The following is a 23,340-nucleotide window of genomic DNA, read 5'->3' as shown; positions in this document are numbered from 1 at the left end:
GCCGCAGACGATGCGCGGTAGGCGGTGGGATTGCGATGCAGTGTCCTGCGGCTGGAACGATGCCGGCCGCCACCCCGTCAGAAGCGGTAGCGCACGTAGCCCATGCTGAAGTTGGTGCCGGGATTGGGGTGCTTGATGCCGGCATTGGACAGGTGCTGGAAGCGGTAGCCGATGGCAAGCCGCTGCGCCTTGCCGAAGGCAATGCCCGCGCCGACCATGTCGGAGAACTGAAATGCCGAGCCCATGCGATGGCCGTCGGCGATCTCGGTATGGCTGAGCACGCGCAAACCCACTGAGGCTTCAACAAACGGCGTCGCGTATTCGCCCGCATAGCTGAGCCGGAAGATCGGTGACACGCCGAACTCAGTCAACTGGCTCGACGGCCGGGACGACAGCGCCCGCCAGTTCGCGACATTGACCTCGCCGTCCAGGGACAGCGCAAGGCGGCTGGACCACTGCCACTGCACGATATCGTCCCAGCGCGCGGCCACTTCGTATTTTTCAACACCGTGGCGGTTGTCGCGGCCATAGCCGCCCTGCATCGAGAAGGTTGCCGCGTCGGCTGCGGCCGGCAGCGCGCACAGCCAGGCCGCAAAGGGAACGGCGGCAGCAAGGTGCGCCAGCCGGCTTGATGAGATTGCCTTCTTCACTGACATCCGCGGATTTCGGGCAGCGTCGGCGTGTATCGCGGTGCTGCCACTTTGTTCTGGTCACGGCGCTCGAAGATAGCAGCCCTTCAGATTTGCGGAAGCCTGCCAGAAGCAAACACAGTGTTCCAATGCCGGAACAATGCACAGTCACGGCTAAAGAATTGGCAAAGCCACGCACAATTGTCGAAACTTGGTAGTACGCGGCGGTCACAGGGCCGCCCACCAGCGGAAGGAAGCCATCATGCGCGCCTGCCGACAAGCCCGCCCTGCCGCCAGGGCCGCCGCAGTCTGGCTGCTGGTGGCGGCCATGGCCACGGCGGCCTGGCTGCTGCCGCGCCTCGCGCAGCCGCCGCAATACCATCGTTATGCCGACCCTTACGTCTGCTTCGGCGCGCCCCACTGCCTCGACATCGGCTCCAATCTGCTGTTCCTGCTCGCGGGCGCGGCCGGCCTGCGCTATCTGGGCACCACGGCCGCCAGCCGCGCCTTTATCGCGCCAGCGGAGGCCTGGCCTTACCGGCTGCTTTTCTTCGCCGTCTTCCTGGTGGGCCTGGGCTCCGCCTATTACCACCTTGCACCGGACAACCAGCGGCTGGTATGGGACAGGGCCCCGCTTGCGTTCGCGCTGATGTGCTGGCTGGGCGCCAATGTGTGCGAGCGGGTCAGCCTCAGGGCCGGCTTGCGGCTGCTGCCGCTGCTGCTGATTGCGGGGCCGGCCAGCGTCGGCTACTGGGCCTGGAGCGAAACCCGCGGCATCGGCGACCTGCGTCCTTACCTGCTGGTTCAGGCATGGGCCATGCTGGTGGTGCCGCTGCTGCTCTGCCTCTATGCGCCGCGCTACACTGGCGACCGGGAGGTGCTGGCCATCACCGGCTGCTATGTGCTGGCCCTGGCTTGCGATGTGCTGGACCACCAGGTCGCCGCGCTCACCGGGCTGGTCAGCGGGCACACGCTCAAGCACGTGTTCGCGGCACTGGCCGTCTATGGCGTCCTGCTTCGGCTGAAGCGGCGCCGCATCGTGGAGGAAGGAACATGACCGTGCCCCAACCGGGTAGCCACGCTCGCGCGCCCCGCATGCCCTCTGCCCTGGGCGTCGATGTACGGCCGCGCGAAGTGTGGGCATGGGCCATGTACGACTTTGCCAACTCCGGCTACACCACGGTGGTCATCACCGCGCTGTTCAATGCCTATTTCGTCGCCGTGGTGGCCGGCAATGCGCCCTGGGCCACGCTGGCGTGGACCGCGGCGCTTTCGCTCTCCTATGCGCTGGTGGTGCTCAGCGCGCCGCTGGTCGGTGCCTACGCCGACCTGCGCGCAGCCAAGAAGCCGCTGCTTGCGGTGACGACGGCGGGTTGCGTGGTGTTCACCGCCCTGCTCTATTTTGCGCAGCCCGGCACCCTTGGCCTGGCCATCCTGTGCGTGGTCCTGTCCAACTTCTTCTTCGGCAGCGGCGAAAACCTGATCGCGGCCTTCCTGCCGTCGCTCTCCACCTCCCGCGCCCTGGGCAGGGTATCGGGATGGGGCTGGAGCCTTGGCTATATCGGTGGCCTGGTCACGCTGGGCGCATGCCTGCTCTATGTCAACTGGGCCAGCGCACGCGGCCACGTCGCCAGCCAGTTCGTTCCCGTCACCATGCTGATCACGGCGGCCATCTTTGCCCTGGCGAGCCTGCCGACCTTCCTGCTGCTGCGCGACCGCGGCGCGCCACGGATCGCTGCGTCCGCGCCGGCTGGCGAACCGGTCCGCGGCACGGCCTGGGCCAGGGTATGGCAACGCCTGGGCCAGCTGCGCCAGTTCAGGGACCTGCGCCGCTTCCTGCTGTGCACCCTGTTCTACCAGGCCGGCATCCAGGCGGTGATCACGCTGACCGCAATCTACGCCAACCAGGCCATGGGCTTCACCATGCAGCAGACCCTGATCCTGGTGCTGGTGGTCAACCTGACGGCGGCGGCCGGCGCCTTCCTGTTCGGCCCGGTGCAGGACCGCATCGGACACGTGCGCGCCATTGCCCTGACGCTGCTGGGCTGGATCCTGACCATCCTGCTGGCGCACGCCGCGCGCGAAGCGCCGCTGTTCTGGCTTGCCGCCAACGTGGCCGGCCTGTGCCTGGGCGCCGCCCAGTCCGCGGGACGGGCCATGGTGGGGCTGCTGGCCCCGCCCTCGCGCGCGGCCGAGTTCTTCGGTCTGTGGGGCCTGGCGGTCAAGCTGGCCTCGATCGCCGGGCCGCTGACCTATGGCATGGCAAGCTGGCTGACGGGCGGCGATCACCGGCAGGCGCTGCTGGTCACCGGCAGCTACTTCGTGGTCGGGCTGGGCCTGCTGTGCGGGGTCAACACCGTGCGGGGCCGGCGGACTGCCTTGCGCGCCGAGCGCATGGTCAGGCTCGAGACCGGGTACGGCGCCGCCACTGCCAGCCCTGCTTGCCATTAGCAGCGCGGATGATAGGCTAATGAAACTGCCCTTTGGCGATTGGATCGCCCTTTCGGCTTCCGGACGCTGAAACTCTGGCGACAGCCCATGCCAGCAAACCTCACCCCAGAGTACAAGCAGGCCGAACAAGCCTATCGGCAGGCACGCCAGCCGCGCGAGCAGCTCGAATGCCTGAAGGAAATGCTCCGTGTCATCCCGAAACACAAAGGGACGGAGCATCTGCAGGCCGATATCAAGTCGCGGATCAGGGAACTCACCCAGGCATCTGCGGGCCACGGGAAGGGCGCGCACAGAGGGCCGGCACATGCGGTGCATCCCGAAGGCGCGGCCCAGCTCTGCCTGATCGGCCCGCCCGGCGCGGGAAAATCCAGCCTGCACGCGAGGCTGACAGGATCGGGCAGCGGGGCCGGGCCCTACCCCCACTCTACGCAGGTGCCGGTCCCCGCCATGTTGCCGCTCGACGACATTGCTTTTCAGCTGGTGGATCTGCCACCGGTATCCGTCGACTTCATGCAACCCGGGCTCACTGACATATTGCGCGCGACAGACGGCGTACTGCTGGTGGTCGACCTGAGCGCGCCAGACTGTACAGAACAGTTGGCATTGATTCTGCGGCGGCTCGCCGAGGCGAAGATCATCCTGTCGGAGCGCTGGCCGGGTCAGGCCGACAGCCCTGGGACGACGGCGGAACCGGTGGCTGACCCGTTCAGTGTTCACCTCCCCGCGCTGCTGCTGGCCAACAAGACTGATCTCGCCAACCCGGAAGACGCGGCCGTGCTCGAAGACCTGCTCGGTGTACGCTTTCCGGCGCTCGCAACCTCGGCAACCGACGGGCGCGGACTGGCCGCGGTCGGTCCGTTCCTTTTCAAGGCCCTGGGGATCGTGCGTGTCTACACCAAGGCACCCGGGAAACCCGTCGACCAGCGTCGGCCTTTTACGATGCGCCGCGGCGACACCGTGCTCGATGTCGCCTTGCGCGTGCACCCCGATCTCGCGCGTACATTCAAGTTCGCCCGCATCTGGGGCAGTGGCAAGTTCAGCGGCCAGCAGGTGGGCGCCGATCATCCGGTAGCCGATCATGACGTGGTGGAACTGCATTCGCAGGCGCATGGCTGACCAAAGCCATGGCGCGAGCGCCGATGGCATAGACTGAAAGACCTGCGGCCGGTTGTTCCCGCATGACTGCCGTGCCGGTTTGTGGAGCAATTTCTTGCACGGAGGTATGCCATGACTACATACGTCATCCTCAGCCGTCTCGCTCCTGATGCGTTCACGGATCCCAGGGACATGAAGCAGCTCGCCGCCACGGTGGCCGAGAAAATCAAGGCCGAATGCCCTGCCGTCACCTGGAAGGACAGCTATCTGACACTCGGGCGCTTTGACGTGGTGGACATTGTCGAGACGGACGACCTGAAGCAGCTCGAGCGTGCGGCGTTGATTATCCGCGGCTATGGACACGCCGCGACCGAGACGCTGCAAGCAACGCCGTGGGACGAGTTCATCGCGGCCCTGTAGCGCCGATCGACGGACCAGGCCGCGCACGCGGCGGCGCAGCCAGATTCAGGTTGACCTGACCGTCGGCTGCCCTATACTGAAAGTGCTGACTGAGACACGCTTGAGTAAAGCGAAGGTAGGTCGGCGAAACGATCATGTTTCCTGGCTGATCTGCCAGATGAAGCGTGATCGTGCAGGCGACATATGCCTGCAAGTCCGGACCGGATCATAAGTTGCTGACCCGGTTCGGACGCACCCCGATTGAAGCGCTGGGCACCTGCAGAAGGTGCTCTTTTTATTGGTGGCATGGGGCGATGTTGACCACTCGCCTCGCGTGCGCCGCCATCGAGCGATCGGGTAATGCAAAAGTGGACGGATCGGATCAGAGCCGTACCTGATCCGAACTGAAACAAGGAGTCGCATGCGCGCCCGCTCACGCCCTCCGAACGCCGGCTACCGCTGGCTGTGGCAGCTGTCTGCCGCCGGCTGGGGGCACTGCGGCCTGGCCTATGTCAGCGGCGCGCTGCTTGCACCGCGCTGGTGGCCCGCAAGGGAGGCCATGCCCCTGCGGGACCGGTATTCTTCGCGGCGCACGGCGCTGGTGCTGTACACCTTCGCCTATCGTGGCGGCGGGGTGCCGCCCGGCACCATGCCACCGCGCGATGGCTTTACCTGGCGATACCAGCACTGGTCACAAGGGGTTGGGGTGGCCTGATGCCGGAAACCAGCCACGCGCTTGCCGGGCACCCTGTTCTGCCCCACAGTTGTCCCCCCGGCCCAGGCTGGAGACCATGATGACAAACCGGCTCGCCACAGAAACCTCGCCTTACCTCCGGCAACACGCGGAGAATCCTGTCGACTGGTATTCCTGGTGCGAACAGGCGTTTCGCCGCGCGCGCGACGACGACAAGCCGGTTCTGCTTTCGATTGGCTACGCCACCTGCCACTGGTGCCACGTCATGGCGCACGAATCGTTCGAGAATCCCCGGATCGCCGGCCTGATGAACGAACGGTCCATCAGCATCAAGGTCGACCGGTAGGAGCGACCCGACCTCGACGACATTTACCAGAAGATCCCCCAGACCTCAGCGGCCCATGCGCGCGTCGTAGCTGCGCGAGATGCGCTCCAGCAGACGCGGATCCGACGGGTCGGTGCCGTCGAACTGCACCCGCACCGTGCCGTCGGCCTGGCGGCGCACGCTGGCCCTCACCGGCAGGTTGTTGCGGGTTCCTTCCACCGTGCCGGCCACGGCATCCTCGGTGCTGATCGCCACGCCCTGGTCGCGCATGGCGCCGGCGGCCGCGGCAAAGGCGCGGTCGTAGCGGCTGGGCTGCAGCCCCGGGTAGGTGGTCGGGACCACCTCGGCGGGGTAAGGGTAGGGATAGCATGCCGTCAGCACCGGCACTGCGGCGAACACGGCAACGCCCGCCAGGAGCCCGAGCCCATGCTTCATGGCGTCACCTTGCTCCAGCCAGGGCCGGGATCGAAGGTCTTGGTCGCCGCGGCCTTGCCGGCGCTGTCGGTGCCCAGGTCGCGTTCATAGACCTGGCCATCGTGGCTGACCATGAAGCTCTTCACGCCGGTATCGCCATACCGCACCGGCCAGGCCAGCACGGCGAAGCCGCCGAACAGCTTGCCACTGACGACATAGTTGTACGCGCCGCCGGGTGCGTTGGGGCCCTGGGCCGTCAGCAGCTTGTAGTGATAGCCGTAATAGCCGCCCTGCCCCGGATTGCGCTTGCCGGCCGTCAGGAATGCGGCCCCGAGCGGGCTGGGCGGTGCGCCATCCGATGTCGGCCAGTACAGCCCGTCCTGCTTGCCCGGCGTACTCGCAAGCTTGCCTGCGTAGGCCAGCAGGCCGTCACCGTCGTGGTCGGTCCGGGCGTATTCGCGCTGGGCGTCGTAGATCGCCAGCATGGTCTGGATCACCGAGAGTTCATTGCGGCCGATGCGGCGTATGCGCATCTCATCGACCCCGGCACGCGTATCGAACTGCCAGCCCTTCGATGTCTTCACCAGCGGCACTGGCAGGGTCCAGCCGTCATTGCCTACGGCGATGCGGGCATGGCTGTCGCCCTCTGGCTTGACCGCATGCGAGATCCGCCAGGCCTCGAGAAAGCGGTAGCGGATGTCGGCGCCGACTGGCGGGATCAGGTCGTGGAATTTGGCGCCCAGCAGCACCTTCATGGCATCGTCGTCGCTGGCGGCGACTGCCTCGCCAAAGGCGTTCATGGCGGCCTCGGGGGTTTTGAAGGGCTTCTGCGCGTGCGCGGCGTGCATGCCGGCAACGGTCAGCGCGAGCGCAAGCGCCACCGCGCAGGCCGGGCGGCCAGGCAGGGATCGGGCAAGGCTTAGTGGTGACGTCATGATCGAGACTCCCTGGTCCGCTAGCGCCTGCCACCGCGTCCGCCACCGCCACGGCCGCCGCCGAAGCCGCCGCCACCACGGCCCCCGCCGCCGCTGAAGCCGCCGCCTGCGCGGCCTCCGGCCGATTGCATGCTGGCGCGTCCGCGATCAAAGTCGCGCTGCGACGCCGCGCCGCCGCCCACGCCCTGGAAGGCGTTGTCCCGCCCGCCACCGCCGCCGCGGTCGGCTACGGTGGTGGCCCGTTCACCGCCGCCCCGCGACCGGTCGGCGGCCCCCGCGCGGTCCGATGCACCGGCCCGGTCAGATACGCCGCCTCGATCGGAGACTCCGGCCCGGTCAGAGACCCCGGCCCGATCACCGCCCCGTTCGCCAGCGCGATCACCGACCCGGTCTCCCGCCCGGTCTCCGGCCCGATCCCCGGCACCCGGCCGGTCCTGCCCGCCTGCCCGGTCGCGCGCCGCGCGGTCGGACACGCCGGCACCGCCCTCGCGGCCGCGGAACTCATTGCGCCGGTCCCCGCCTGGCACATCGCGCGAGAATTTCTCGCGGGTAGCATTGTCGCGGTAGGCCACGCCCTGGCGGTGACTGGCGTCGTGCTGCCAGCGCCCGCCCGCCTGTACCTTGGTGCGGTCGAAGTTGCGGTCGATATTGGTGGCCCGGTTGACATTGATGTTCACGTCGCCGCCGCCCCAGTTGCAGTTGCCGAAGATCGCCCCGGCGGCGGCCAGCCCGATGCCCCAGGCAAAGCCCGTGGCCAGCGCGGCGCCCGGGTAGTAGGCGGGATAAGGCGGCCAGTAGTACGGCGGGTAGGACGGATAACCCCAGGAACCGTAGACCACGGTGGGGTTGTAGGCCGGGACGTAGATGACCTGCGGGTCGGCCGGTTCGATGCGCACCACGGTCTGCACGCCCGGCGCCGCCGTGGTCGCGGGCTCGACAATGACCTTCTGCTGTTCGGTGGTCTTGAGGTTGCCGGATTGCTGGGCCTTGTTGCGCAGCCGCTGGACCGCGGCCAGCACGTCTTTCTCCTGGGCCAGGAAGGCATCGCCCAGCTTCTGCGTCCAGTCGAGCTTGTCGTTCATCGGCTCAAGCACCTGCGGGAAGGCCACCAGCGACTTCACGCTGACATCCCAGGGCTGGTCGGCCACGGCCTTGACCGCGGCGTCGCCCTTGACCTTGGGATTGGCCTTGACCCAGCGTGCCGCGTGCACGATCTCCAGCGGATAGGTGGAGGCCATCAGCACCTGCGACAACACGGAATCGGGATAGAGCGCGATCGGTGCGACCAGCGCCTCTAGCTCTTCGGGCTTGAAGGTGGGTGGCGGGTTCTGTAAGTCTTGGGCAGCGGCGCCGCCCGCTCCCGCCACCAGCGCGACCAACAGCCATGCGCAGCCGGACCTGAGCAGCCGCCTGACCAGAAAGGCCATGTTCCCTCCTCGCAGCCGGTGACGGAACCATCCGAGGCGTACTGGGGCAGCGCGCCGGGCTGGAGGATGTTCTCCAGCCGCGCGCCATTGCCAGCCGGCATACGGAGCGGATATTGCTCCATACGCGCTACGAAGGTAGTACGGAAGACATTGAAATTCAACCGAATTCCGGTCGCCGCCCGGCAAGGGTTGCGACAGGAAAACGGACCGGCATGAGGATTTCCCCCGATTTTGTTCCTATCGTAGAAACGAGCCGCCAGCGCGCATGCAAGCGGTACGCCCAGGTTTGAAGGTGCATGACCGGACCCTCAAGGCACCGGTACGTCAGTGGAGGAAGATCATGGCCAAGCGAAAAGGGAAGCGCCACGGCGACAACGGGAGCCAGGCGGAGCCGCCGCGCGAACCAGGCCCGGCTGAACGCCTCGATGAAAATCCGGACCAGCAGCAGCGCGAGCGCATGTCGGAGAAGGAATACCAGAAGGCGCTCTTCACCCTTCATGTCGAGCTGGTCAAACTTCAGCAATGGGTGCAGGCCAGCGGCAGCAAGGTCTGCGTGGTGTTCGAAGGGCGCGACGGTGCCGGCAAGGGCGGCGCCATCAAGGCCATCACGGAACGCGTCAGCCCGCGCATTTTCCGCGTGATCGCCCTGCCCGCTCCGACCGACCGCGAAAAGAGCCAGATGTACGTGCAGCGCTACCTGCCGCACCTGCCCGCCGCGGGAGAAATCGTCATCTTCGACCGGAGCTGGTACAACCGCGCCGGCGTCGAACGCGTGATGGGATTCTGCTCCGAAGCGCAGGCCGACGAGTTTCTGCGCGCCGTCCCACTGGTCGAACGCGCCATCGTGCATTCCGGCATCATCCTGATCAAGTACTGGCTCGAGGTCAGCCCGGAGGAGCAGACCCGCCGCCTGCAGGGACGCATCAAGGACGGCCGCAAGCTCTGGAAGCTCACTGACATGGACTTGCGTTCGTACAGCCGCTGGTACGACTATTCACGCGCGCGCGACGCCATGTTTGCCGCATCCGATACCGACTATGCCCCATGGCATGTGGCCAATTCCAATGACAAGCGCCGGGCGCGCCTGAACATCATCACGCACCTGCTGGCACAGATCCCGTACCAGGCGATCGAACGCAAGCCAGTCAAGCTGCCTGCCAGGCAGAAGGCGGGTGGATACCGGGAGCCCGACTATCCCTATCGGTACGTCGAAGAGCGGTACTAGCTACTTCGGCAGCTTGCGCGACCTCCAGTTGCCGTCCTTCTCCTTGCAGTACCACCCGGTCCAGGCTTCGGTTTCGCCGGCCCGGCGGAATTCACTGCGCAGTTGCCGGCAGCGGTCGCCGTGGTCGCGCCGGGACTGCAATGGCGTGAAGGAACCTTCGACCTGCCGCTCGCGCGTGTCGGGCGGCAGCCTGAACGTCATGCGGGCGCCGTCGGCGCCCTGCTCCAGGGTCCTGCGGAAGACAGCCGTCAACGCCGTGAGCTGGTCCTGGGTAAGCGTGCCGACGATGGTGCCGCCCAGGTAGTGGTCAAAATAGGCAACGGCCGGCCCCGCCGACATTGCACCCGCCAGCATTGCGGCACTGCATGCCAGCGCGTGCAGGATCGTGTATCGCCTGCTCATCTTGCCTCCTCCGCCATGGCACGCCCCCAATCGGGCAAGCGCGGAAGCACCGGACCCACATGCCCGCCAGCCGCGGCAGCGGCCTATTCGAAGCGCTCGGTCAGCACCATCGCGTCCACCTTGCGCTGCTTCCAGAACAGGTGGTTGATGCGCGGCTGCAGCAGCCGCAGCGCGGCCCCATCGACCGAATTGAAATGCAGCGACACCGCCGGGCGGGTGCCGTCTCCCGGAACGCGTTCGATCTCATCGCAGGCCGGGAAGCCGTAGCGACCGATGAACTCCTGGATTTCCTCGTCGGTTGTCGCCGTATCGATATTCACAAGCATCAGCACACTCATTGACGTCTCCTGAAGTCTCGGGATGCCAGACAGCCCGGTTCCGATGCGGCCATGAATCCGCGGACCCATCTCCCCTTCCTATCTTTAAGCCAGGCCGGATCGGAAGGCAAACTTTGATTCCCGATAAGGAGTCCAGGGCAGATTCCGTCACCTGCGGCGGATTCGATCCGGCTGGCGCCGGACCGCGCCGACGCTAGCGCCCTGCCGCGCGGTAGCGCATCGCGAATTGCCACCCCAGTTCGGCCAGCGGCACCGCCTTCCTGCCTGTCTCCACGGCATCTGCCGCGGCGGCGTTGCCGCTCCTGGCACGCTGCCCGATGCCGTGCATGATCGCCGCGAGCCGGAAGAAGTTGTAGGCAAGGTAAAAGTCCCAGTGCTCGAGCGCGTGCGTGCCGTTGGTCTCGCCGTACCAGCGCAGGTAGGTTGCCTCGTCGGGAATGCCCAGCGCCTGCAGGTCGAGCACGCCGATGACGCGGGGCTCGGTGGGATCGCCGGCGACAGGCGGTCGTACGAGACGTACTGGTTGCACCACATGGTGTCACCGCCGGTGGGGATGGTGACCGCCGACAGGATCGAGATCTTCGGCGGCACCTCGGTATAGATCGAGTCGGAATGCCAGGCCTCGGTCGAGGCGGTTTCCTTCGGGATCCTGGTGACCTGAGCCAGTTCCGGGAACTCGGTCAGGCCCCTGAGCAGCGGGTTGCCCTGCACCGGCTTGCCCCAGCGCCGGGCGAACGCGACCTGTGCAGCCGGCTGTAGCTGCTGGCCGCGGAACACCAGCACGCCATGCTCCAGGAATGCCCGGTGCAGGATCTCGAAGCTGGCATCGTCGAGCGGCTGGTTCAGGTCGACACCGGTCACGGCTGCGGCCACGGAGCCGCTCAGCGGCTTGATCTGGATTGTCATTCATCATGTCTCCTCTTATCTATCGCTTCTCTGTGGAATCAGTCGACCAGCAACACGATCTTGCCGACGTGCTGGTCTTGCTTCATGTACGCATGCGCGGCGTCGATGTCGGTCATGGCAAAGGTCCGGTCGATCGGCAGCCGCACGCGGCCCGCGCGCAAAAAAGGGCAGCATGTCGCACGCGCAGGCCTGGATGCATTCCAGCCGCTCCTGTTCCGTGCGGGTGCGGAAGATCACGCCGATCAGCTGCAGGCGCTTGAGCCAGAGCTGCGCCAGGTCGATCTGGGCGGTCGCCGAGCCCAGCCGCGCGATATTCACCAGGCGGCCCTTGACCGCGAGGCTCTTCATGTTGGCCTCGAACACCGGGCCGCCGACGGTATCGATGATGATGTCGACGCCCTTGTTGTCGGTGGCCTGCAAGACCGCCTCGACCTGGTCGTCCCGCGAGGCATCGATGCCGACATCCACGCCGAACTGGCTGATCTTGTCCAGCTTGGCCGCCGAGCGCGAGGACGCGATCACGGGCCTGGCGCCCATCAGCGGGGCTGATGGCAAGCTCGCCGTACATGCTGGTGGTCAACCCGTCCGTGGGCGGCTCGGTCAAGGAACTGGTGGCACGGGCCAAGGCGGAGCCCGGCAAGCTCAGCTATGCCTCGCCCGGCCCGGGCACCCAGCAGAACCTGATCAGCGAGGTGTTCAAGGAAACCGCGCATATCAACGTCGTGCACGCGCCGTACAAGGGCGGACCCCAGGCGCTGACCGACATGGTGGGCGGCCATATCCACATGATGTTCCACGGCGTGCCGGCGGTGATGCCGTTCGTCAAGGGCGGCCAGCTCAAGGGCATCGCCGTGGCCGGCAAGCAGCGGCTGCCGTTGTTCCCCGATGTGCCGACCATGGCGGAAGCAGGCTTTCCGGGCATCGAGGCCAGCGAATGGTATGGCCTGGTCGCGCCTGCCGGCACGCCCAGGGAGATCGTTGCGCTGCTGAGCAAGGAAATCGACAAGGCGCTGAATGCGCCAGGTGTGCGCCAGCAGCTTGCCAGCAAGGGCTATGAGCCAGCCAGCCAGAGTTCTCCGGACCAGCTTGCGACGTTCATGGCGGCAGAGCTGAAGAAATGGGCGCTCGCCATCAAGCAGACCGGGTTCCGGCTGGAGTAGCCGGCGCGCGGCGCAACCAGCCTGGACCGTAACGGTTCAGGCTGGCTTGCCGACGTAATCATCCACCGCACTGCCCACCGTGGGGTGGAAGTTCTTGTCGCCAATCGCCTCCATCAGCTCGAAGCGCTTGAGCTTGTCGCGCACCGGGTCCTTCATCTCGGCAAAATGCAGCGCGATGCCGCGCTCGCGCAGGATGCCGCTCAGTTCACGCAGCATGTCGGCCGAGGTGACGTCGACGCTGGTCACCGGTTCGGCCGCCACCACCACCCTGCGCACGGGTGTCGGCGATTCGTCGATCGCTTCCATCAGGCGCGCCTGGAACAGCTCGGCATTGGCGAAGAACAGCGGCGCATCCCAGCGGAACAGCAGCAGCCCGTCGATGCGCTCGGCATCCGGGTAGCGCTTGGTGTCGTGGTAGCCGCGCAGGCCCTCGACACGGCCGAGCACGGCATAGTGCGGCCGCCAGCCGTCCCACAGGAATTCGATCACTGCAAGGACCACCGCCAGGATGATCCCCGGGATCGCCCCGAACACGGCGACCGCGGCAAAGCAGACCATCGACAGCCAGAACTCCCACTGCTGGATGCGGTAGATGCGCTTCAGGTCCGCGAACTCGAACAGGCCGATCGCCGCTGCGATCACGACCGCAGCCAGCGCGCTGTTGGGCAGGTACTGCAGCAGGTTGGGCGCGAACATCAGCAGCACCGCCACGGCCAGCGCGCCGACCACACCGGTGAGCTGGGTCTTCGCGCCCGCGGCTTCGGCCACCGGCGTGCGCGATGCGCTGCTGCTGATCGGAAAGCCCTGGAAGAATCCCGCAGCCAGGTTGGCGGCGCCCAGGCCGACCATCTCCTGGTTCGGGTCGACGCGGGTGTTGGTGCGCGCGGCAAAGGTGCGCGACAGCACGCTGGTATCGGCGAACGAGATCAGCGCGACAGCAATGCTTCCCAGCAGGATCGCAACCAGGTCCGCGCCACTGACCCAGGGTACGACAAAGCCCGGCAGCCCTTGCGGGGTCTTGCCCAGCACTTTCACCCCGTGCTGGTCGAGATCGAACATGCTGACGGCCAGCGTCGCGACGATCACGGCAATCAGGATGCCGGGCACGCGCTCGAAGCGCTTCAGCAACAGGATCAGCACCAGGCTGCCCGCGCCGACCGCAAAGCTGTACCAGTTGGTCTCGCCGGCCAGGATCGCCTGGCCGAGGCTGACCATCTCCCGCAGCGGGCCGGCGTCTTCGATCGAGATGGCGAACAGCTTGGGCAACTGGCTGACCAGCACCGTGAGCGCGATCCCGTTCATATAGCCGTAGCGGATCGGCTTGGACAGCAATTCGGTAATGAATCCCAGCCGCAACAGCCCCATCACGATGCAGACCACGCCCGACACGATCGCCATCATGCTGGCCACCATGACCGCGCGCCCCGGATCGCCGCCGGAGACCTGCAACACCACCGCCAGGATTGGCGCCGCCAGCGCCGAATCCGGCCCCAGCACGAGGATCCGGCTCGGGCCAAGCAGGGCATACACCAGCAGCGGGACCATGGTGGCGTAGAGCCCGTAGACACCGGGCACGCCGGAAGCCTCGGCGTAGGCGATGCCGACCGGCACCAGCATGGTCGTGAGCACCAGACCGGCGGCGAGGTCTTTCGGCAGCCAGGCCGGCTGATAGTTCTTCAACACCAGCAGTCCCGGGAGCCAGCGCAACCATCCGGGTGCCTTGTCGACTTCGCGCTGCGCGGCAGGGGTCAGGTTCTGGGGCTGCATGGGTCGAGTTCTGCCCTGGGCAGGCAAGGAGTATGCATCGACTATAGGAGGTCGCGCTTCGACAAATGTGCGTCGAAGCAAAGAAAAAAAGGATTTTGGATTGCGCTGGCGGCGCCAGGCCGAGGCCCCCGCGAGCCGCTCCGATGCTGCATCGCAACACCTCCTCGTGCTGCCATGCTGCCTGCGCAGGTCTCCGCGCTGTCGACAACCATCAGTTTCTGACAATCCCGCGACGGGCACATATGATGGTTGTCTGGCGGGCATGCCCCGTTTATCCATCACCGGGGAGAGAACGATGCCGATATCCAAGAGATGCCTGGTAGCCGGCCTGGTGGCACTGGGCTGCGCCTCGGCGGCGCTGGCGCAGCGCGCATCGACCGAGGGTGCCGCGAGCGCCATATCGGATGCCGTTCAGGGCGGGACCAATCCCTATCGCCCCCCGTCGGCCGCCACCCAGGATCCCGAAGAGGCCGCACGCGCGAAGTGCGAGGAGCTGAAGGAGCAGTACAACGCCACATCAAAAAGGCGTTCGTACCATTCCGCCCCGGGCACGCAGAACGCGCAGGGCCGGACCATCCCCAAGATCGAACGCGACAAGACGCGCAAGCAACTGCAGCAGGCGTACCGCGACAATTGCACCTAGCCGGGATCTGTCTGAACGGCGTGGTGGAAGTGGCGGACGGTTCGCTGCAGGATGCGAATCGGAGCCTGCGCCCTGCCGGCCAACGTCAGCCCTTCAGTTCGATCAGCAGATCCTTCGCCGCCACGCGATCCCCCTGCTGAACATGGACTGCGGCGATTTCGCAGTCCCGCTCCGCCGCGATATGGGTTTCCATCTTCATCGCCTCCAGCGCCAGCAGCGTCGTGCCCGCGGCCACGCGCTGCCCCGGCTGCACCGCCACCGTCACGATCGAGCCGGGCATAGGCGCGGCCACATGCAGCGGGTTGTCGGGCTCGGCAACCGGACGGCTATGGCGCGCTGCCGCCGCTTGCGTGGGGCTGCGCTGCTCGACCAGCGTGGTGCGCGACTGCCCGTTCAGCTCGAACTGGACCTTGATGACACCCTCTTCGGCATCGGGGTGCGTGCCTTGCAGCGAGACCAGCAGGGTCTTGCCGGCGGCGATGTCGATCGCCACTTCTTCCTGCGGCTGCAGGCCGTACAGGTATGCCGGCGTGGGTACCACCGAGGTGTCGCTGTAGTTGCGCACATGCGCGTGGTACTCGCCGGCCTGCTTCGGATACATCAGGTACGAAGCCAGCTGGCGGTCGTCGAGCGGCTGCTCGCACGCCGCTTCGGCCGCGGCGCGCGCCGCGTCGAGGTCGACCGGCGGGATCTGGTCGCCGGGCCGGTATGGCACCGGCGGCTCGCCGCGCAGCACCTTGCGCGACAGTTCCGCGGGGAAGCCGTCGGGCGGAAAGCCCAGCTCGCCCTTGAACAGCGACACCACCGATTCAGGGAAGGCGGTTTCCTTGGCGGGATCGCACACATCGGCGGCGCTCAGGTCGTTGGCCACCATCATCAGTGCCAGGTCGCCGACCACCTTGGACGTCGGCGTCACCTTGACGATGTCGCCGAACATCTGGTTGACCTCGGCATAGGCGCGCGACACCTCGGTCCAGCGATGCTCGATGCCGAGCGAGCGCGCCTGCTCGCGCAGGTTGGTGTACTGGCCGCCGGGCATCTCGTGGCGGTACACGTCGGCGGTGCCGGCGCGGATTTCGGATTCGAACGGCGCGTAGTAGCGGCGCACCCCTTCCCAGTACATCGACGCTTCGTGCAGGCGCTCCAGGCTGAGGCCGGGATCGCGCTCGCTGCCGGCCAGGGCCGCGGCGATGCTCGACAGGTTGGGTTGCGAGGTCAGCCCGCTCATGGCGTCGAGCGCGCCGTCGACCGCATCGCAGCCGGCCTCGATCGCGGCCAGCGCCGAAGCGGCCGAGATGCCGCTGGTGTCGTGGGTATGGAAATGGACCGGCAGCCCGGTCTCTTCCTTGAGCGCCCTGACCAGTGCCGCCGCGGCCTGCGGACGGCAGATGCCGGCCATGTCCTTGATGCCCAGCACATGCACGCCGGCCTGCTTCAGCTCGCGCGCGATGCCGACGTAATACTTCAGGTCGTACTTGGCACGCGACTTGTCGAACAGGTCGCCGGTATAGCAGATCGCGCCCTCGCACAGCGCGCCGCTCTCGCCGACGGCATCGATCGCCACGCGCATGTTGCGCACCCAGTTCAGCGAATCGAACACGCGGAACACATCCACGCCGGCACTGGCCGCCTGGCGCACGAAGAAGCGCACCACGTTGTCCGCATAATTGGTGTAGCCGACCGCGTTGGAGCCGCGCAGCAGCATCTGGAACAGCACGTTGGGAACGCGCTCGCGCAGTTGCTCAAGGCGCTGCCACGGGTCTTCCTTGAGGAAGCGCAGCGCCACGTCGAAGGTGGCGCCACCCCAGCACTCCAGCGAGAACAGCTGCGACAGTTCGCGCGCATAGAACGCCGCGATCGGCAGCATGTCGGCGGTGCGCATGCGCGTGGCGAACAGCGACTGGTGCGCGTCGCGCATGGTGGTGTCGGTCAGCAGCACCTGCTTCTGCTCCAGCATCCAGCGCGAGAACTTCTCCGCGCCCAGCTCGCGCAGCCGGTCGCGCGTACCGTAGGGCAGCGCGCCGCTGGTGTCGAAGGCGGGCAGGACCGGTGCGGGCAGCGGCAGCGATGGCAGCGTGCGGCCGCTCATCTCCGGGTGCCCGTTGACGCTGACCTCGCCCAGGTAGCGCAGCAGCTTGGTGGCGCGATCCAGGCGCTTGGTGAACGCCAGCAGTTCCGGCGTCAGGTCGATAAAGCGCGTGGTGACGTCGCCGGACCGGAACGCGGGATGGTTGATGACGTTCTCGAGGAACTGCAGGTTGGACGCGACGCCGCGGATGCGGAACTCGCGCAGCGCACGGTCCATGCGCCGGATCGATTCGGGCGCGGTCGGCGCCCAGGTGGTGACCTTGACCAGCAGCGAATCGTAGTACGGCGTGATCACCGCGCCGCCGTAGGCGGTGCCGGCGTCCAGGCGCACGCCGAAGCCGGCCGCGCTGCGGTAGGCGGTGAGGCGGCCATAGTCCGGCAGGAAACCGTTCTCCGGGTCCTCGGTGGTGATCCGGCATTGCAGCGCATGACCGTTGAGCGAAATCGCTTCCTGCACCGGCACGCCCGCGGCGCGCACGACGATCTCGCCGTTTTCATTGCGCGTGTTCTCGGTCATGCCGATATGGCCGCCTTCGGTCACGCGGATCTGCGCCTTGACGATATCGATCCCGGTGACCATCTCCGTGACCGTGTGTTCGACCTGGATGCGCGGATTGACCTCGATGAAGTAGAACTGGCCGGAGTCGGCATCCATCAGGAACTCGACCGTACCGGCATGGGTGTAGCCGACTGCGCGCATCAGCCGCAGGGCCGATTCGCACAGCGCGGCCCGGCCGGCATCGTCGAGGTATGGCGCGGGCGCCCGCTCCACCACCTTCTGGTTGCGCCGCTGCACGGTACAGTCGCGCTCATAGAGATGCACGAGGTTGCCGTGCGTGTCGCCGAGCACCTGCACTTCGACATGGCGCGCGTTGCGCACCAGCTTCTCGACATACACCTCGTCGTTGCCGAACGCAGCCAGCGCCTCGCGCCGCGCCGCGGCCAGCGCCCCCTCAAGGTCCTGCTCGCTTTCCAGGACCCGCATGCCGCGGCCGCCACCGCCCCAGCTTGCCTTGAGCATCAGCGGATAGCCGATGCCGGCAGCCAGGCGTTTGCACGTTTCCAGGTCATGCGGCAGCGGATCGGTTGCCGGCATCACCGGCACGCCCGCGTCGATTGCCGCGTTGCGCGCCGCCACCTTGTTGCCAAGCTTGCGCATGACCTCGGGCGACGGGCCGATCCAGCGGATACCCGCGTCGATCACGGCCTGCGCGAAGTCCGGGTTCTCTGAAAGGAAGCCATAGCCCGGATGAATGGCATCGACCTTCGCCTGCCTGGCAATGCGCAGGATATCGTCGATGTCGAGGTAAGCCGCCAGCGGCTTCTTGCCCTCGCCGACCAGGTAGCTCTCATCGGCCTTGAAGCGATGGAGCGCGAGGCGGTCTTCCTTCGAATAGATTGCCACCGTGCGCACGTTCATCTCGGCGGCCGCGCGCATCACGCGGATCGCGATCTCGGAACGGTTGGCAATCAGCAGGGAGCGGATAGGGGCGTAGTCCATGGGATGCAGGGAAGCGAACCAGCCGCGCGCAACCGCCGCGGCAGGGTCAGGTGATCGGGGATGCAGCACGGGCGCAAGGCTTGCCCGGGCTGCTAGTCGTATTGGGCAAATGGGGCGTGCGAGTCCATCCAGTCATAGTGCGCCGATGCAGCGGCCCACGCCCAGTTGGCACGCTTTGGCAATGGCTGGTTCCGATCGCCATGCTCGCTTCGGTTCTGGCCGGCAAGTGGCTGATCGCCGTCCCCGGCAAGCTCGCGGCTGTGCGCGCGGGCTCCGATTCTTCCGTAGTACATCGTGGTGCCTTCCTCATCAAGACCAGGTTCGCCTGCCCACGACGCAGCGCGATGCAGGGCGACGGCAGGTTTGCAGGCACGATGAAATACGCGCCCGTCCCGTCCTGCTGCCGCAAGAACCGGGCCACGGCCGGTTCAGGCACCATCCCATTGATTTGGCGGAGGATTTTCTTCCGAGGCCGGCCTAACGAATTTCAGAAATGAAATTTTTCATTTCATGGATGCCGCGGCCAATGCGCGATGCAGCACCTGTGGCGCGCGGCAACCGGGAGTGCCGGCGTGGGCAACGTGGCCAGGCTGACGACGCCCGCCCGGCCACGAATGCAGGCCTTCAGCAGGCAGCGGCCTGGGGCGCCGCCAGTGCGCAGTATGCGGGGGCGCCGGCCGTGGCAAGGCGGGCACAGTACGCCGGTTCTTCCGTCCTGGCGATGCGTGCGCAATACGCGGGCTCTTCCGCCCTGGCCATGCGCGCGCAGTACGCGGGCTCGTCCGTCCTGGCGATGCGCGCACAGTACGCGGCCTCTTCCGCCTTGGCCATGCGTGCGCAGTATGCCGGCTCCTCCGTCCTGGCGATGCGTGCACAGTACGCGGCCTCTTCCGCCTTGCCCATGCGTGCGCAGTATGCCGGCTCCTCGGTCCTGGCGATGCGTGCGCAGTACGCGGCCTCTTCCGCCTTGGCCATGCGTGCGCAGTACGCGGCCTCGTCGGCCGCCGCCCGGGCGCAATATGCGGCAGACGTCAGCGGGCTGCCGAATTCGCGCATGCTCAGCGCATCGCTCGCAGCGGCCATTTGCAGGAGGCGGGCCTCGTCTTCCGGACCGTCGATGCCAACGTAGGGGTCGTGGTGAAGGACATAGCCGAAGATGCGCACGCAATCGCTGGCATAGCGCCTGGTGTCCAGGATGTGGGCATGCCAGAAGGCATCCACCTGCTCGCTGGGGACGGCTGGCGCGTCCGGATGCTTCGCCGCCAACTTGAGGAATTGCCGATAGCCGCTCTCCGCCTGCTCCAGCGATTCCGGCGACCAATGCGCATGCTTCTGATGCAGCAGCTTGGCCTTCATCCTGGAAAAGTCCAGGGCGTCGATGGCCTGCCACATGATTTCAATAGTACGGTCCTGCATGATCTAGCTCCCTGTTATTGGACTGCTTAAGCACGCACCGGACTGACGGGCAGTCAGGCGCGCATCGGTTGCGGTCCATGCTCGAGAGCGGGACCGTTCTCCATGCGGCTGGCCAGGAAGGCAGTGATCTTCGCTGGCGGCAGCGGATGGCTGAAGTAGTAGCCCTGCACTTCGTCGCAGCCTTCGCGGCGCAGGAATTCGAGTTGCACCTCGTTCTCCACGCCTTCGGCGACCACTTCGAGGCCAAGCCGGTGGCCAAGGCCGATCACCGCGCTGGTAATCTGCGTGTCGCTGCGGCTTTCCGGTATGTAGCGGACGAAGCTGCCGTCGATCTTGACCGTATCGATCGGGAAGCGGCTCAGGTACGCGAGCGAGGAGTAGCCGGTGCCGAAGTCGTCGATTGCCAGCCGGACACCGGTGCGCTTCAGGCGCGAGAGCCAGCTGGACGCCTGTTCGGCATCGCGCATGACCATGCTCTCGGTGAGTTCAAGCTCCAGCAGGTTGCCGGGCAGCCCGGCTTGCCGCAGGGCATCGATGATGGTCAGCCTGAGCGACTTGTCGGCGAACTGCCGTGCCGAAAGATTGACTGAAACACGCACCGGCGGCAGTCCCTGCGCGCGCCATGCGGCATTCTGCCGGCACGCTTCGCGCAGGGCCCAGGCACCGATCTCGACAATGGCGCCGCTCTGCTCCGCGAAGGGAATGAAATCTCCGGGCATGACCAGGCCGAGTTCCGGGTGGCGCCAGCGGATCAGTGCCTCGACCGCCGTGCACGCCCCCGACGCGAGCGCAATGCGCGGCTGGTAGTAGAGGATGAATTCGTCCTGCTCGAGCGCGCGGTGCAGGTGCGACTCCATGTCGATGCGCCGCTGCAGCGACGCGCTCATGCCCCGGCAGTAGAACTGGTAGCCGTTCTTGCCGAGCTGCTTGGCACCGTACATGGCCAGGTCGGCATGCTTGAGCAGGGTCTGCCAGTCGCTGCCGTCCTCGGGGAAGGAGCTGATGCCGATGCTTGCCGTCATGCGCAGTTCCGACTCGTTGACGACGAAGCCTGGCGCGAGCGCAGCCTGGATCCGGGCGATGGTCCGGTCCAGGATCGTCGAATCTCCCTTGGGGTCCAGCAGCACGACGAATTCATCGCCGCCGAAGCGGGTGATCAGCTCCACCTCCTCCAGGCTGCCGCGCAAGCGGTCGGCCATCTCGCGCAGCACGATGTCGCCGGCGTTGTGGCCGATGGTGTCGTTCACGACCTTGAATTCGTCCAGGTCCACGAAAATGACATGCAGGGCCTGGCCGCTGGCGCGGGCACGGGTCAGCGCCTGCTCGAACTCGGCCTTGAACATGAGGCGGTTGGGCAGCCCGGTAAGCGCATCGTGATTGGCGATGAAGCGCAGGTTTTCCTCGGCCTGGCGCCGCAACAGGAAATGCCCGGTCTGATTGGCAATGCCGCTCGCCATCGCGAGCGCATGCGTATCGGGGCTGCGCTTGCTGCGGGAATAAAGTTCGACCACGCCGAGCGTCACGTGGCCCCGGCTCAGCGGGAAGGCGAACACCGTCCGGATGCCGCCGGCGTCGAGCCACCTGGCTTGCGGATGCCGGGCCATCGCGCTCCGGCTTGCATACCATTGCGGCGCCTGCAAGACCACGGCGCCGGCCGGCAATGCGGGGCGCTCGGCGAGCCAGGGCTGCAGCGTCTTGACGCGGGCCAGGTAGACCGGCGGCAGCTTCAGCCCCTGGCTGTCATCGCCAGGCCAGAAGGCACCGGCCTCCCAGTCCATGCCTTCGAGCAGCGTGTGGACGATCTCCTCCAGCACCTCGATCTCGCTGGTGGCGGTGGCCAGGTGCAGGGCAATCTGGTGTTCCTGCGTCCTGGCCTGCTCGGCGGACCTGCGCTGGCTGATGTCCTGCGCGGTGCCCCGCAGCACGGCGCTGTCCGCCGCCCCATGCGCGTGGCCGATCAGGTGCAGCCAGCCCCGGCGTCCGCGCCGCGACCGGTAGGGGCACTCGAACTCGAACGGCTGGCGATCCTGCAGGGCTGTCCGCATCCTTTCCCGCAGCACGGCGCGATGGCCGGCGTCGATCGCCTGGAACAGCGCTTCCGGAGTCGGCTTGTCGCCGCGCAAGCCTAGCAGGCGCGCCATCTCCTGGGAAAAGTGCGCGCTGTCCTGGTCCAGGTCGATGCGCCAGTCGCCCAGGTGGGCAATCTGCTGTGCCTCGGCAAGCGCGGCCTGGCTGTCGCGCAGGCTGTGCGTCATCTGGTCGGCCACGGCCACGGCGCGAGCGCGCGAACTCGACAACGCGTAGGCCAGCCACCCCAGCAGCACGCTGATGATCGCGCCGGAAATCACCACCAGCCCCGGCAGGTAGCGCTGCGGACCACTGATGGCCTTGGCATCGGCAGCAAATGCAATCACCCAGCGCCGTCCGCCGAAATTCCGCACCACGCTCTTGGCCAGGTCATGCTGGCCCGGGGCCGCCTGGCCGTCCGCCAGTACTGTCGCGCCATGCGCGGCACTGGCGTGGACGGCGCTGCCGCCGGCAACCCGGCTGCGTTCCCTGGCCGCCAGGCCGGTCACGCTGTCATAGAGCAGGTTGGCTGCGGAAGGCGGAACCGCAGCCTGCGCGAAGTCTCCGGCATCATGCACGCGGAACCGGATCCGGCGCAGGTTCTCATTGCTGACCAGGTCCTTCAGCAGGTCATCCACCCGGATCCCCGCGCCAACCGAGCCGACATAGGCGCGCCGGCGCGCTTCCACGGAATCCAGCTCGGGCACCTTGCGGTACACCGGCAGGCGCAGGGCGATGCCCACATGCGGGTTCTTTGCCTCGCTGAAGATCAGGCGCCCGCTGCTGACTGACTGCCCGGTATCGCGCGCGCGTTCCAGCGCGGCCAGGCGGCGTGGCTCGGCGCCCATGTCGATGCCGATCGACGCCAGGTTGAGGGCGAGCGGTTCGACATAGGTCAGCACGAAATGCCCCGGCCGCTGGCCGGGAGGGCGGACGTTGAACGTCACGCCCGCCTCGCGCAGGATCGGATCGCTGCGCTGCCGGGCGACAAAGGCGTCGATCTCGGCCGCCGGCACGTAGGGCGCGTAGTTCAGCGTCTGGAAACCGGGATAGCGCTGCGGCAGGTTCAAGCCGCTGACGAAATCGCGAAACTCGCCGCGCGAGACATGGTCGCTGGCGCCGAACAGCGCCTGCATGGTCACCAGTACATCGGTATAGAGGCGGATCCGTGTATCGATCTGCTGGATCACGTCGCCGGTATCGTTCTCAAAACGCAGGCGGACGTCCTTCTCAAGCAGGTCGGTGCAGAACGCATAGACGACAGCCGTCGTCATCAAGCCAAGCAGCAAGGTGCCCGCGGTGATGGTGCGCGACCCAAGCCGTCCAAGCGGGCGCAGCGCGCGCGCAAGCGTCTGGCGCAAGATTGTTTCCCCCCGGATGTCGATGGCAACCATGCGGCCGAACGTCCGTCACCAACGACTGATGCTAATAGTGCACTTATTGGCTGGGGTTTCTATT

At 66.7% G+C, this 23,340-nt stretch carries 19 protein-coding genes and 4 pseudogenes; 10 read left to right on the top strand and 13 right to left on the bottom strand.

Going from position 1 to position 23,340, the window contains the following annotated elements; genetic code table 11:
* Positions 1-77: 77 nt before the first annotated feature.
* Entirely contained in the window at positions 78-656 is a 579-nt protein-coding gene (locus AC3WLF_RS25275; RefSeq protein ID WP_492358983.1) for an acyloxyacyl hydrolase, read from the bottom strand.
* A gap of 235 nt (positions 657-891) precedes the next feature.
* On the opposite strand from AC3WLF_RS25275, the gene AC3WLF_RS25270 reads away from it, so the two are divergent.
* From AC3WLF_RS25270 to AC3WLF_RS25245, 6 genes and pseudogenes are all read left to right on the top strand, one after another.
* Positions 892-1,686, top strand: a complete 795-nt coding sequence (locus AC3WLF_RS25270) for a hypothetical protein (protein WP_492358982.1) — start codon at positions 892-894, stop codon at positions 1,684-1,686.
* Entirely contained in the window at positions 1,683-3,080 is a 1,398-nt protein-coding gene (locus AC3WLF_RS25265; RefSeq protein WP_492351824.1) for an MFS transporter, read from the top strand. The genes AC3WLF_RS25270 and AC3WLF_RS25265 overlap by 4 nt, the downstream gene beginning before the upstream one ends.
* A gap of 87 nt (positions 3,081-3,167) precedes the next feature.
* Entirely contained in the window at positions 3,168-4,196 is a 1,029-nt protein-coding gene (locus AC3WLF_RS25260; RefSeq protein WP_492321032.1) for a TGS domain-containing protein, read from the top strand.
* A gap of 111 nt (positions 4,197-4,307) precedes the next feature.
* Positions 4,308-4,595 (top strand): GYD domain-containing protein, encoded by a 288-nt coding sequence (locus AC3WLF_RS25255; RefSeq protein WP_492321031.1) that lies wholly within the window; start codon positions 4,308-4,310, stop codon positions 4,593-4,595.
* Between the two features lie 400 nt (positions 4,596-4,995).
* A complete protein-coding gene (locus AC3WLF_RS25250; RefSeq protein WP_492358981.1) occupies positions 4,996-5,289 on the top strand; it encodes a hypothetical protein in 294 nt (97 codons plus the stop codon).
* 79 nt (positions 5,290-5,368) lie between these two features.
* Positions 5,369-5,611 (top strand): annotated as a pseudogene (locus AC3WLF_RS25245) (DUF255 domain-containing protein); the annotation flags it as partial.
* Positions 5,612-5,659: 48 nt separating this feature from the next.
* Here the strand turns inward: AC3WLF_RS25245 and AC3WLF_RS25240 are convergent.
* Genes AC3WLF_RS25240 through AC3WLF_RS25230 form a run of 3 tightly spaced genes read right to left on the bottom strand, consistent with a single transcriptional unit; the run spans position 5,660 to position 8,369 of the window.
* Positions 5,660-6,028: a hypothetical protein gene (locus AC3WLF_RS25240; RefSeq protein ID WP_018315177.1), complete on the bottom strand. Its 369-nt coding sequence runs from the start codon at positions 6,026-6,028 to the stop codon at positions 5,660-5,662.
* Positions 6,025-6,942, bottom strand: a complete 918-nt coding sequence (locus AC3WLF_RS25235; protein ID WP_492358980.1) for a DUF2950 domain-containing protein — start codon at positions 6,940-6,942, stop codon at positions 6,025-6,027. Before AC3WLF_RS25235 ends, AC3WLF_RS25240 begins: the two co-directional genes overlap by 4 nt.
* A 20-nt stretch (positions 6,943-6,962) precedes the next feature.
* Entirely contained in the window at positions 6,963-8,369 is a 1,407-nt protein-coding gene (locus AC3WLF_RS25230; protein ID WP_492358979.1) for a DUF3300 domain-containing protein, read from the bottom strand.
* A 340-nt stretch (positions 8,370-8,709) separates the two neighbouring features.
* On the opposite strand from AC3WLF_RS25230, the gene ppk2 reads away from it, so the two are divergent.
* Entirely contained in the window at positions 8,710-9,594 is an 885-nt protein-coding gene (gene ppk2 / locus AC3WLF_RS25225; RefSeq protein ID WP_492321016.1) for a polyphosphate kinase 2, read from the top strand.
* Here the strand turns inward: ppk2 and AC3WLF_RS25220 are convergent, their stop codons facing one another.
* The 5 genes and pseudogenes from AC3WLF_RS25220 to AC3WLF_RS25200 all read right to left on the bottom strand — a co-directional run.
* Entirely contained in the window at positions 9,595-9,996 is a 402-nt protein-coding gene (locus AC3WLF_RS25220; protein WP_492321015.1) for a hypothetical protein, read from the bottom strand.
* 83 nt (positions 9,997-10,079) lie between these two features.
* Positions 10,080-10,334 carry a hypothetical protein gene (locus AC3WLF_RS25215; RefSeq protein WP_010808930.1) on the bottom strand — a complete coding sequence of 85 codons (255 nt, stop codon included), beginning with the start codon at positions 10,332-10,334 and terminating at the stop codon, positions 10,080-10,082.
* 193 nt (positions 10,335-10,527) lie between these two features.
* Positions 10,528-10,809, bottom strand: a pseudogene (locus tag AC3WLF_RS25210) (phosphotransferase family protein); the annotation flags it as partial.
* 10 nt (positions 10,810-10,819) lie between these two features.
* Positions 10,820-11,240: pseudogene (locus AC3WLF_RS25205) on the bottom strand (TauD/TfdA dioxygenase family protein); the annotation flags it as partial.
* 38 nt (positions 11,241-11,278) lie between these two features.
* Positions 11,279-11,786 (bottom strand): annotated as a pseudogene (locus tag AC3WLF_RS25200) (zinc-binding dehydrogenase); the annotation flags it as partial.
* A gap of 2 nt (positions 11,787-11,788) precedes the next feature.
* Here AC3WLF_RS25200 and AC3WLF_RS25195 point away from each other — a divergent pair.
* On the top strand, positions 11,789-12,400 hold the full coding sequence (locus AC3WLF_RS25195) for a tripartite tricarboxylate transporter substrate-binding protein (RefSeq protein WP_492358978.1): 612 nt from the start codon (positions 11,789-11,791) through the stop codon (positions 12,398-12,400).
* A gap of 36 nt (positions 12,401-12,436) precedes the next feature.
* Here AC3WLF_RS25195 and AC3WLF_RS25190 read toward each other — a convergent pair whose 3' ends face one another.
* Positions 12,437-14,167 (bottom strand): SulP family inorganic anion transporter, encoded by a 1,731-nt coding sequence (locus AC3WLF_RS25190; protein ID WP_492321013.1) that lies wholly within the window; start codon positions 14,165-14,167, stop codon positions 12,437-12,439.
* A gap of 295 nt (positions 14,168-14,462) precedes the next feature.
* On the opposite strand from AC3WLF_RS25190, the gene AC3WLF_RS25185 reads away from it, so the two are divergent.
* Entirely contained in the window at positions 14,463-14,810 is a 348-nt protein-coding gene (locus AC3WLF_RS25185; RefSeq protein ID WP_010808933.1) for a hypothetical protein, read from the top strand.
* A gap of 85 nt (positions 14,811-14,895) precedes the next feature.
* On the opposite strand, the gene AC3WLF_RS25180 is transcribed toward AC3WLF_RS25185, so the two are convergent.
* Positions 14,896-18,399, bottom strand: a complete 3,504-nt coding sequence (locus AC3WLF_RS25180) for a pyruvate carboxylase (protein WP_492358977.1) — start codon at positions 18,397-18,399, stop codon at positions 14,896-14,898.
* Between the two features lie 200 nt (positions 18,400-18,599).
* On the opposite strand from AC3WLF_RS25180, the gene AC3WLF_RS25175 reads away from it, so the two are divergent.
* The gene (locus tag AC3WLF_RS25175; protein ID WP_492321011.1) at positions 18,600-18,896 is read left to right on the top strand and encodes a hypothetical protein; all 297 of its coding nucleotides are present in this window, start codon (positions 18,600-18,602) and stop codon (positions 18,894-18,896) included.
* Between the two features lie 127 nt (positions 18,897-19,023).
* Here AC3WLF_RS25175 and AC3WLF_RS25170 read toward each other — a convergent pair whose 3' ends face one another.
* Both AC3WLF_RS25170 and AC3WLF_RS25165 read right to left on the bottom strand, forming a co-directional pair.
* On the bottom strand, positions 19,024-19,815 hold the full coding sequence (locus tag AC3WLF_RS25170; RefSeq protein ID WP_492358976.1) for a glycine-rich domain-containing protein: 792 nt from the start codon (positions 19,813-19,815) through the stop codon (positions 19,024-19,026).
* 53 nt (positions 19,816-19,868) lie between these two features.
* Entirely contained in the window at positions 19,869-23,276 is a 3,408-nt protein-coding gene (locus AC3WLF_RS25165; protein ID WP_492357041.1) for a bifunctional diguanylate cyclase/phosphodiesterase, read from the bottom strand.
* Positions 23,277-23,340: the final 64 nt, after the last annotated feature.

The organism is Cupriavidus sp. FW306-01-F10A, assembly GCF_058782785.1.
This window is presented reverse-complemented; position numbering and strand designations above follow the sequence as displayed.

Coding starts and splice junctions, on each gene's coding strand:
- AC3WLF_RS25275 (WP_492358983.1), bottom strand. CDS start 656: ATGTCAGTGAAGAAGGCAATCTCATCAAGCCGGCTGGCGCACCTTGCT.
- AC3WLF_RS25270 (WP_492358982.1), top strand. CDS start 892: ATGCGCGCCTGCCGACAAGCCCGCCCTGCCGCCAGGGCCGCCGCAGTC.
- AC3WLF_RS25265 (WP_492351824.1), top strand. CDS start 1,683: ATGACCGTGCCCCAACCGGGTAGCCACGCTCGCGCGCCCCGCATGCCC.
- AC3WLF_RS25260 (WP_492321032.1), top strand. CDS start 3,168: ATGCCAGCAAACCTCACCCCAGAGTACAAGCAGGCCGAACAAGCCTAT.
- AC3WLF_RS25255 (WP_492321031.1), top strand. CDS start 4,308: ATGACTACATACGTCATCCTCAGCCGTCTCGCTCCTGATGCGTTCACG.
- AC3WLF_RS25250 (WP_492358981.1), top strand. CDS start 4,996: ATGCGCGCCCGCTCACGCCCTCCGAACGCCGGCTACCGCTGGCTGTGG.
- AC3WLF_RS25240 (WP_018315177.1), bottom strand. CDS start 6,028: ATGAAGCATGGGCTCGGGCTCCTGGCGGGCGTTGCCGTGTTCGCCGCA.
- AC3WLF_RS25235 (WP_492358980.1), bottom strand. CDS start 6,942: ATGACGTCACCACTAAGCCTTGCCCGATCCCTGCCTGGCCGCCCGGCC.
- AC3WLF_RS25230 (WP_492358979.1), bottom strand. CDS start 8,369: ATGGCCTTTCTGGTCAGGCGGCTGCTCAGGTCCGGCTGCGCATGGCTG.
- ppk2 (WP_492321016.1), top strand. CDS start 8,710: ATGGCCAAGCGAAAAGGGAAGCGCCACGGCGACAACGGGAGCCAGGCG.
- AC3WLF_RS25220 (WP_492321015.1), bottom strand. CDS start 9,996: ATGAGCAGGCGATACACGATCCTGCACGCGCTGGCATGCAGTGCCGCA.
- AC3WLF_RS25215 (WP_010808930.1), bottom strand. CDS start 10,334: ATGAGTGTGCTGATGCTTGTGAATATCGATACGGCGACAACCGACGAG.
- AC3WLF_RS25195 (WP_492358978.1), top strand. CDS start 11,789: ATGGCAAGCTCGCCGTACATGCTGGTGGTCAACCCGTCCGTGGGCGGC.
- AC3WLF_RS25190 (WP_492321013.1), bottom strand. CDS start 14,167: ATGCAGCCCCAGAACCTGACCCCTGCCGCGCAGCGCGAAGTCGACAAG.
- AC3WLF_RS25185 (WP_010808933.1), top strand. CDS start 14,463: ATGCCGATATCCAAGAGATGCCTGGTAGCCGGCCTGGTGGCACTGGGC.
- AC3WLF_RS25180 (WP_492358977.1), bottom strand. CDS start 18,399: ATGGACTACGCCCCTATCCGCTCCCTGCTGATTGCCAACCGTTCCGAG.
- AC3WLF_RS25175 (WP_492321011.1), top strand. CDS start 18,600: ATGCTCGCTTCGGTTCTGGCCGGCAAGTGGCTGATCGCCGTCCCCGGC.
- AC3WLF_RS25170 (WP_492358976.1), bottom strand. CDS start 19,815: ATGCAGGACCGTACTATTGAAATCATGTGGCAGGCCATCGACGCCCTG.
- AC3WLF_RS25165 (WP_492357041.1), bottom strand. CDS start 23,276: ATGGTTGCCATCGACATCCGGGGGGAAACAATCTTGCGCCAGACGCTT.